Origin of the sequence: Pseudomonas bananamidigenes (assembly GCF_001679645.1) — a bacterium.
Taxonomy (GTDB): Bacteria; Pseudomonadota; Gammaproteobacteria; order Pseudomonadales; family Pseudomonadaceae; genus Aquipseudomonas; species Aquipseudomonas bananamidigenes.
In genome coordinates this window covers 22,996-30,526 of record NZ_LRUN01000028.1, presented here as the reverse complement: position 1 = coordinate 30,526, position 7,531 = coordinate 22,996, and the positions used below count along the sequence as shown (strand labels likewise).

Sequence of the window (7,531 nt, the reverse complement as noted above, 5' to 3'; positions counted from 1 at the left end):
CTCTCCCGGAGGGAGAGGGCTAGGGTGAGGTGTTTGGGCTTGATACATCGACCTGAAATGTCTGAGTCGAACTTAGATTTGAAAAGCCCCCGATCTGCTCCCTTTCCCCCTCGCCCCCTTGGGGGAGAGGGTTGGGGTGAGGGGTAGCTTTTGATCTTTAACCCACAATTCCACGTACGATGAAGAACAGCAACGAAGGCCCAAGCAGGCACCCGAGCCCGGTGTGAAACGTCGCCGTCAACGCCCCGTAAGGCACCAACCGCCGATCCGTCGCCGCCAGCCCCGCCGTCACGCCGCTCACCGTCCCGGCCAGCCCGCCGAACACCATCGCCGAACGCGGGTTATCCAGCCCCATCCAACGCGCCGCCACCGGCGTGCCGACCATCACCAGAATTGCCTTGATCAACCCGGTGGCAATCGACAGCGCCATCACATCCGAAGTTGCACCAATCGCAGCACCGGTCACGGGGCCGACGATATAGGTCACGGCGCCCGCGCCGATGGTGGTCATGCTCACCGCATCGCGATAACCGAAGGCCCAGGCCATGCACGCGCCGACAATGAACGGCAGGATCGTGCCCAGCAGCAGCGCGACCGCCCCGATCATTCCGGCCTTTTTCGCTTCGGTGGCCTGCACCTCGAACGCGGTAGCGACGATGGCGAAGTCCCGCAGCATCGCGCCGCCCATCAGGCCGATGCCGGAGAACAGCGACAGATCCGCCAGGCCTTTCTGCCCGCCGGTCATGGTGCCGCCCACCCAGGCCAGCACCAGACCGATGACGATGGCAATCGCCGAGCCATGAACCCGCCCGAACGTCAGTCGTCTGGAGAGGATTACCGACACCCACATGATCACGCCGACGAAGGCGAAGGCGGTGATCAGACCGTTATGCTCCAGACCTTTTTCAATGAGATCCCACATATCAGCGACCTCCTGCCGGTGTGCCGACCGGGGAGATGTCCGCCGGCTCGTCGGGCAATGGCTCGCCCTTGTGGGTACGGCTGATCAGGGCAATGGTGCAGCCGCAGACCACCACCGAACCGATTGCCGCCAGCACCGCCACCGGACCGCCGTGCAGGGCGGTGACGACGTTCTGTTGCGCGGCCATCGCCACCACCACCGGAATGTACATGGCGCCCCAGAAGCCTACGCCCATCTCGCAGTCCTTGGTCATGCCGCCGCGTTTGTGCATCCACAGCCGCGCGCAGATCAACAGGATCATGGCGATGCCGACCCCGCCGACATTGGATTTGACCCCCAGCAACACGCCGAGCAGGTCACCCATGATCACCCCTGCCAGCGTACAGATCGCCAGCAGCGCCACACCGTAAATAATCATTGTTGTCGTCCTCAAAGTGCATCGTCGAATGTTGTTTTTGTTGTTCGAAGCCTGAGTGATCTAGGGTCGGCGGCCCTCCTCTTCACGCAGCAGCGCCTGCAGGGTGTCGAGCCGGGCACTGTCGAAGGCAGTGACGGTCCCCTGTTCGAACACCCGGCGCGCCAGCCCGGTCAGTACCGCACCGGGCGGCAGTTCGATCTGTAGTCGCACGCCGCGCTCATAGGCGCTTTGCACGGTGCCGCGCCAGTCCACCACGCGGCACATGTTGAAGGCGAGGTCGTCGCGCAGCGCTTCTACCTTGGTCACAGGCCTTGCGCGACTGCCGCTCAGGTAAGCGATTTCTGGTGTTTTCAATTCCACGCTGGCGAACGCTTCGGCGAGGGTTTGCGCAGGCTCATCCAGCAACGGGCAGTGCGACGGCACGCTGACCGCCAGACGTTTCGCCACCCCGGCGCCATGACTGCGCGCCAGCTCGGCAACGGCCTGCATCGCCTTGTCGCTGCCGGCAATCACCACCTGGTTATCGGCGTTGATATTGGCCAGGTACACCGGTGAATCTGCGCCATGCACCTGCGCCAGCAGCGTTTCGACTGTGGATAATTGCAGACCGATGATCGCGGTCATGCCGAAGCCCTGTGGATAAGCCTGTTGCATCAACTGCCCGCGCAGGCTGACCAGATGCAGCGCATCGCTGAAGCTCAACGCGCCAGCAACCACCGCTGCCGGATACGCACCGATGGACAGACCGGCGACGTAATCGGCGGTGAGACCGTCCTGCAACAACTGCCGCGACGCAGCGACGCCGGCGATCAGCAGGCAAAGCTGAACCGCCCGGGTGCTGCGCAACGCCTCGCTGGAGTCCAGCCGCAAGACATCTTCACCGAGCCAATCGCTGGCCTCGATCAACGTTTCCCCAGGCAAACGCCGGAGCATGCCGGGCTGCTGCGCGCCCTGACCGGGAAACACCAGCAGGCTGCTCACGCGGCCTGCTCCTGGGGGTTCCACGGGTCGCTGACCAGACGAGCGTCACAATCGTTTTTCAGCAGCACCCGCGAAGCGTTTCCGGCCCATTCGCGCAGGGCCACCGCGCCGAACGGTGTCTGCAATTGCATATCCACTCGACAAATCGCCTGATCGAAAACCGCCACCAGTTTGCGCGCCTGATTACGGGTGATGAGCTGCGGTGTCCGCAGGATGAGATCGAGATCACTGGTCCCGTGCATCGCCGCAAACCCGCTGGCCAATTCAAATCCGACACTGCCACTGACACCCCAGATCCAACCGCAATCATCGAGCACCGGTCGCAGTTGCCGCAGCGCGTGCATGACCGGCAGATCACGTTCGCTCTCGACATGACAAAGCGCCTCGGGGCTGACCCGACAGGCAATCGAATCAACAGGCATGAACGCCGCCAGCCGCTGCTCGCGCAACCGACCGCGCACGCCCACCGCCACGAACCCGTCTTCACTCAGCGCCCGCCGCACCACCACCGGTTGCCCGGCAGCCAGCGAATCAATCGCCCACTGCGGCGCATCCGCCGGCAACTGCGCCGGCGTCATGCCCCACAGCAGATCGTGGGCCAGTGGCATGTTCACCACTGCGCCCTCAGCAGTTCACGCACGCGGCTGGAGGCTTCACGATTTTTTGCGCCGAGACGACTGCTCAAATCCGTCGCACCGATATCGCCGATGGCCTGCTTCAGGCACTCGGCCACCCGCGCCAGATCCTCCACCGTCGGCTGATCGATCTGCTGCACCGACAGGGTTTCCCAGAGCAGTCCAAGGCTGGCGTAGCTCTCGATGTCGTAGGCCATCGGCGGCACGCTGGCCGCCAGGGCCTCCAGTTCCTCGACACTGCGCAAGGTGACCCGAGCCGCCGACGCCTTGCCCATCGCATGCACCATCACCCCCGGATCACGCAGGGCGATCAAGCGGTTGGCCTGGTACCCGTGAGCGAGAAACGCCCCGGACATGGCCTTGCCCACCAGCAGTGCAATCACCGGATGCCCGGCCAGACGCGCTCGGGCGTAGGCATCCGCCGCGCCGGCCAAGGCCTGATGAATGCCAAGGGCTTCTTCGCGGCGGCCATAGGCCTGGCTCGGTACATCGACGATGGCAATCAATGGGCGCTTTGGTGTTTTGTCACGGTCGGCGGTGATCGCGTCATCCACAGCCTTGGCCAGCCCCCAGCCTTCGAGCAAACCGACTTCGCCGTTGCGAGCGCGAGGGAAACGGTTTTGCGGATCGGCGACCACGGCGATAAAACGCCCGAGTGGCGCGTCGGCGACCTTCAGCGAGGGCGGCAAACCTTCCACGGCATTCGCGCCAGCGCTCAAGGCGTTGAACCAGTTCAAACCGCGCATGGAATAACCACTCATGAGCGCTCTCCTCGATACAGATCGCGAACCACCGAAGGCTCGATTTGCTTGTCAGTGTCCAGGCTCGTCAGCCGTTGCAGGAACCACTCGGCCCGCTGGCTGCGCGGTTGTGTCGGCAAGCCTTGTTGCAGCAGCTCATCGACCTGATGGCGAATCTGCGCCACGTCATCGGCGACATAACGGTCCACCAGACCACTGACAAACCGTTGCTCGCCACCGGTCAGGCTCCAGATGAAGGGCCGGTCGCGGGAGTCGTATTCCTCGATCCCGGCTTCCTGTTCGATCACTTGCGGGCCGTTGAGGCCGAGGCGTGCTTCTTGCGTCACCAGCAAATAACTGCACAGCGCAGCGGCAATCGACATGCCGCCAAAGCAGCCGACGCTGCCGGCCACCACTCCCACCACCGGTTGGTACTGCTGCAGATCGACAATCGCCGCGTGAATGTCGGCAATCGCTGCCAGACCGAGGTTGGCTTCCTGCAAGCGCACGCCGCCGGTTTCCAACAGCAGGATGGCGCGGGTCGGGATGCCTTTGCGGTTGTCCTCGGCAGCCAGTTCCAGTGCGCCGGCAATCTTCGCGCCACCGACTTCACCGAGACTGCGCCCTGAAACGCCCCCTCGATGGCGGCGATCACCACCGGCATACCGTCGACGCTGCCCTTGGCGATCACCACGCCGTCATCGGCCTGCGGCACCACGCCCTGACGTACCAGCCATGGCGACATGACGCGTTGAAACGGGTCCAGCAGTTCGCGGAACGTGCCGGTATCGAGCAAGGCTTTCGCCCGTTGTCGGGCGCCGAGTTCAACGAACGAATGTTTGTGCAGAAGCGCCGAGGTGTCAGTCATGGCCGATCTCCTCGAAGCCTTGTTCCAGACGCAGGCGCACCACACCCGGTGTCGCGCCGAAATCGTGGATATCGATGGCCATCGCCGGCGGTGTGGTGCCGTCGAACATCCGCGCAAACAGATGTTGCCAGCGCTGCTGCGCGCCGTTGACCGAGGTCTGCACATTGATCGTCAGCTTGCCGGCCAGACCCGGTTCGATCAGCACTTCCAGATCGCCCGAACCGACACAGCCCACCAGCGCCCGCCCCCGTGGCGGCTGCCCGGCGGGGAATTCAAAGGATAAGGTTTCCATCAAAACGCTCCCTGAAAGAGGCCGTCGCGCTCGATCCGGTCGAGCAACAGCGTGGCGGCGAGCAAGTCGGCGGCGCCACCGGGCGAGGCATTCAATGCGATGAGTTGTTGATCCAGTTCGTGCAGGCGGCGGCGACCGGTGAGGCTGGCGCTGCCACCGGCATCGAGTACCGCCCGGGCACCGTGCTGCATGGCGTGCAGGCCCGGTTCGCCGGCGCGGTACAGCACGCAGGTGTCGGCGAGGTCGGTCATGATCGCCAGCAAGGCATCCAGTCGGGCGTTCTGCTCGCCATGGCCGGCGGCGCGGCTGCGCTTGAGCTGCGGCAGGCCGCGTTGCACTACCGACGGGAAGCCGAGTTGCGCTTCTTCCCGGGCACCGCGAGCGCCATAACGTTGCGCGACCTGCGCGCCATGGCTCAGCGGGCGCGGTGCATGACGATCATCGAGCAACGCCAGGCGTGCGGCGCGCAAGGTGACGGCGCTGGTACCGTTGGATTTCGTGTCCAGCGCAGCAGCCGTAACCAGCAGGCCCAACGCCCAGATCGCCCCGCGATGGGTGTTTACGCCGTGGGTGGTGGCGAGCATCGCTTGCTCGCCTTCCCGTCCGATGCGACCGATGGCTTCGCGCAACGGAAAGCCGATCTCGCCGAATTCAAGCGCGGCCTCGGCCATTTCCTTGAATGCCGGCCACAGCGCCAGCGCCGAGGCATGCATCAATCCCAGGTGCAGATCGGTGTGCGCACCGTTGCCGCGTCGGTCGACCAGTGCCGGTTTCGGCGACAGGTCGGCTTCATCGATCAGCGCATCCACGGCCAGATCCGCCAGGCGCTCGGCGAGGGTGATGGCTTTCGGTTGCAGATTGAGTGCGTGCATTACCAACTCCTGAACCTGGCGGGCGGGTTGTAGAGGCCGCCGGACCACTCGACCAGATCGGCCACGCTCTTCGCCGCCAGCCACTCGCGGGTGGCGTCGGTACGGCGAATGCCGAGGTCTTCGGGCAAGGCGATCAGCCCTTCGCGGCGCATGCGTTCGGTGTCTTTCGGGTGGTGGCGCAGGCCGATGGCGGTGACGCCGGCCACCGCCGCGATCATTGCCTGACGCTCTTCCAGCGAGCGCGCCTTGTACAGGTAGGCGATGCCCTCTTCGGTCAGCAAGTGAGTGACGTCGTCGCCGTAGATCATGATCGGCGCCAGCGGCATGCCGCTTTTCTTCGCCACCTCAACCGCGTCGAGGGTTTCGACAAAGGTCGGTTTGCCGCCCTCCTGGAAGGTCTCGACCATCTGCACAACGAGTTTCTTGCCGCGTTCAAGCATCGGCTGTTGCGAATCGTCATGGCGCATGTCGAGCCACGCCGGGGTGCCGTGACGACGGCCGCGCGGGTCGTGGCCCATGTTCGGCGCGCCGCCGAAACCGGCGAGTCGGCCACGCGTGACGGTGGATGAATGGCCGTCGCCATCGACTTGCAGGGTCGCGCCGATGAACAGGTCCACCGCGTATTGCCCGGCCAGTTGGCAGAACATCCGGTTGGAACGCAGCGAGCCGTCATGTCCGGTAAAGAAAACATCCGGTCGGGCGGCGATGTAGTTTTCCATCCCCAGCTCAGTGCCGAAGCAATGCACACTTTCGACCCAGCCGCTTTCGATGGCGGGGATCAGGGTCGGGTGCGGGTTCAACGTCCAGTTGCGGCAGATCTTGCCCTTGAGGCCGAGGGACTCGCCGTAGGTCGGCAGGATCAATTCGATGGCGGCGGTGTTGAAACCGATGCCGTGGTTCAGCGACTGGACGTTGTGTTTTTCATAGATCCCGCGGATCGCCATCATCGCCATCAGCACATGCACAGGCTTGATGTGACGCGGGTCGCGAGTGAACAGCGGCTCGATGTAGAACGGCTTGTCCGCCACCACCACGAAATCCACCCACGATGCCGGGATGTCCACGCGAGGCAGTTCGCTGACGTCGTCCACCAGTTGATTGACCTGAACGATGACAATGCCGTCGCTGAACGCTGCCGGTTCGATCAATGCCGGGGTGTCTTCGGTGCTCGGGCCGGTATAGATGTTGCCGGCCCGGTCGGCCATGAATCCGGCCGAGAGCACGACATTGGGGATCAGGTCCACCACCAGCCGGGCGTAGAGTTCGATGTAGGTATGGATCGCGCCGACTTCCAGCAGGCCGTCTTCGAGCAACTGGCTGATGCGCAGGCTCTGGGTGCCGGCGAAGGAGAAATCGAGCTTGCGGGCGATGCCGCGTTCGAACAGATCGAGGTGCTCGGAGCGTCCGACGCTGGGCATGATCATGTGCAGGTCGTGGAGCTTTTCAGGATCGGCCTTGACCAGGGAGCGCGAGAGGAAATCTGCCTGCTTCTGATTGTTGCCCTCCAGCACCACCCGGTCGCCGGGCAGGATCAGCGCCTCGAGCGCCGCGACGATCCGGTCGGTGGGCAACACCGCACCGTCGGCCAGCCCGCGCACCTTGTCGAGGCGCCGCTGCTTCTCGTCGCGCCGCCGCGTCCAGCGCGAGTCGGGGGATATTGTTGTTGTCATGCTCACTCCACGGGGTTCGCTGTCGTGGAGCTACCTTAGGAGTGTCGGGTGGGGGGCATCAATCAAGCGCGGCGCGTGATCGTTACGCCTGGAGTAACGATCAAGAGCGCCCTCACCCTAGCCCTCTCCCGGG

Annotated in this window: 8 protein-coding genes and 1 pseudogene; all 9 read right to left on the bottom strand. The window is 64.2% G+C overall.

The features are described 5' to 3' along the window. Positions 1-157: 157 nt before the first annotated feature. The 9 genes and pseudogenes from madM to mdcA all read right to left on the bottom strand — a co-directional run bounded on the left by madM (position 158) and on the right by mdcA (position 7,398). Positions 158-922, bottom strand: coding sequence for a malonate transporter subunit MadM (madM, locus tag BBF94_RS10615; RefSeq protein ID WP_065258987.1), 765 nt, complete (start codon positions 920-922; stop codon positions 158-160). 1 nt (position 923) lies between these two features. Continuing rightward, positions 924-1,340 carry a malonate transporter subunit MadL gene (madL, locus tag BBF94_RS10610; protein WP_065258986.1) on the bottom strand — a complete coding sequence of 139 codons (417 nt, stop codon included), beginning with the start codon at positions 1,338-1,340 and terminating at the stop codon, positions 924-926. Between the two features lie 60 nt (positions 1,341-1,400). After that, on the bottom strand, positions 1,401-2,321 hold the full coding sequence (mdcH, locus tag BBF94_RS10605) for a malonate decarboxylase subunit epsilon (protein ID WP_065258985.1): 921 nt from the start codon (positions 2,319-2,321) through the stop codon (positions 1,401-1,403). After that, on the bottom strand, positions 2,318-2,938 hold the full coding sequence (locus BBF94_RS10600) for a malonate decarboxylase holo-ACP synthase (RefSeq protein ID WP_065258984.1): 621 nt from the start codon (positions 2,936-2,938) through the stop codon (positions 2,318-2,320). Before BBF94_RS10600 ends, mdcH begins: the two co-directional genes overlap by 4 nt. Then, on the bottom strand, positions 2,932-3,717 hold the full coding sequence (mdcE, locus tag BBF94_RS10595; RefSeq protein ID WP_065258983.1) for a biotin-independent malonate decarboxylase subunit gamma: 786 nt from the start codon (positions 3,715-3,717) through the stop codon (positions 2,932-2,934). The genes BBF94_RS10600 and mdcE overlap by 7 nt, the downstream gene beginning before the upstream one ends. Continuing rightward, positions 3,714-4,564 (bottom strand): annotated as a pseudogene (locus tag BBF94_RS10590) (biotin-independent malonate decarboxylase subunit beta). Before BBF94_RS10590 ends, mdcE begins: the two are co-directional and overlap by 4 nt. Continuing rightward, positions 4,557-4,856: a malonate decarboxylase subunit delta gene (locus BBF94_RS10585; protein ID WP_003229075.1), complete on the bottom strand. Its 300-nt coding sequence runs from the start codon at positions 4,854-4,856 to the stop codon at positions 4,557-4,559. The pseudogene BBF94_RS10590 and the gene BBF94_RS10585 overlap by 8 nt, the downstream one beginning before the upstream one ends. Then, positions 4,856-5,728: a triphosphoribosyl-dephospho-CoA synthase gene (locus BBF94_RS10580; protein ID WP_065258982.1), complete on the bottom strand. Its 873-nt coding sequence runs from the start codon at positions 5,726-5,728 to the stop codon at positions 4,856-4,858. The genes BBF94_RS10585 and BBF94_RS10580 overlap by 1 nt, the downstream gene beginning before the upstream one ends. After that, positions 5,728-7,398 carry a malonate decarboxylase subunit alpha gene (gene mdcA, locus BBF94_RS10575; protein WP_065258981.1) on the bottom strand — a complete coding sequence of 557 codons (1,671 nt, stop codon included), beginning with the start codon at positions 7,396-7,398 and terminating at the stop codon, positions 5,728-5,730. Before mdcA ends, BBF94_RS10580 begins: the two co-directional genes overlap by 1 nt. Between the last annotated feature and the right edge of the window lie 133 nt (positions 7,399-7,531).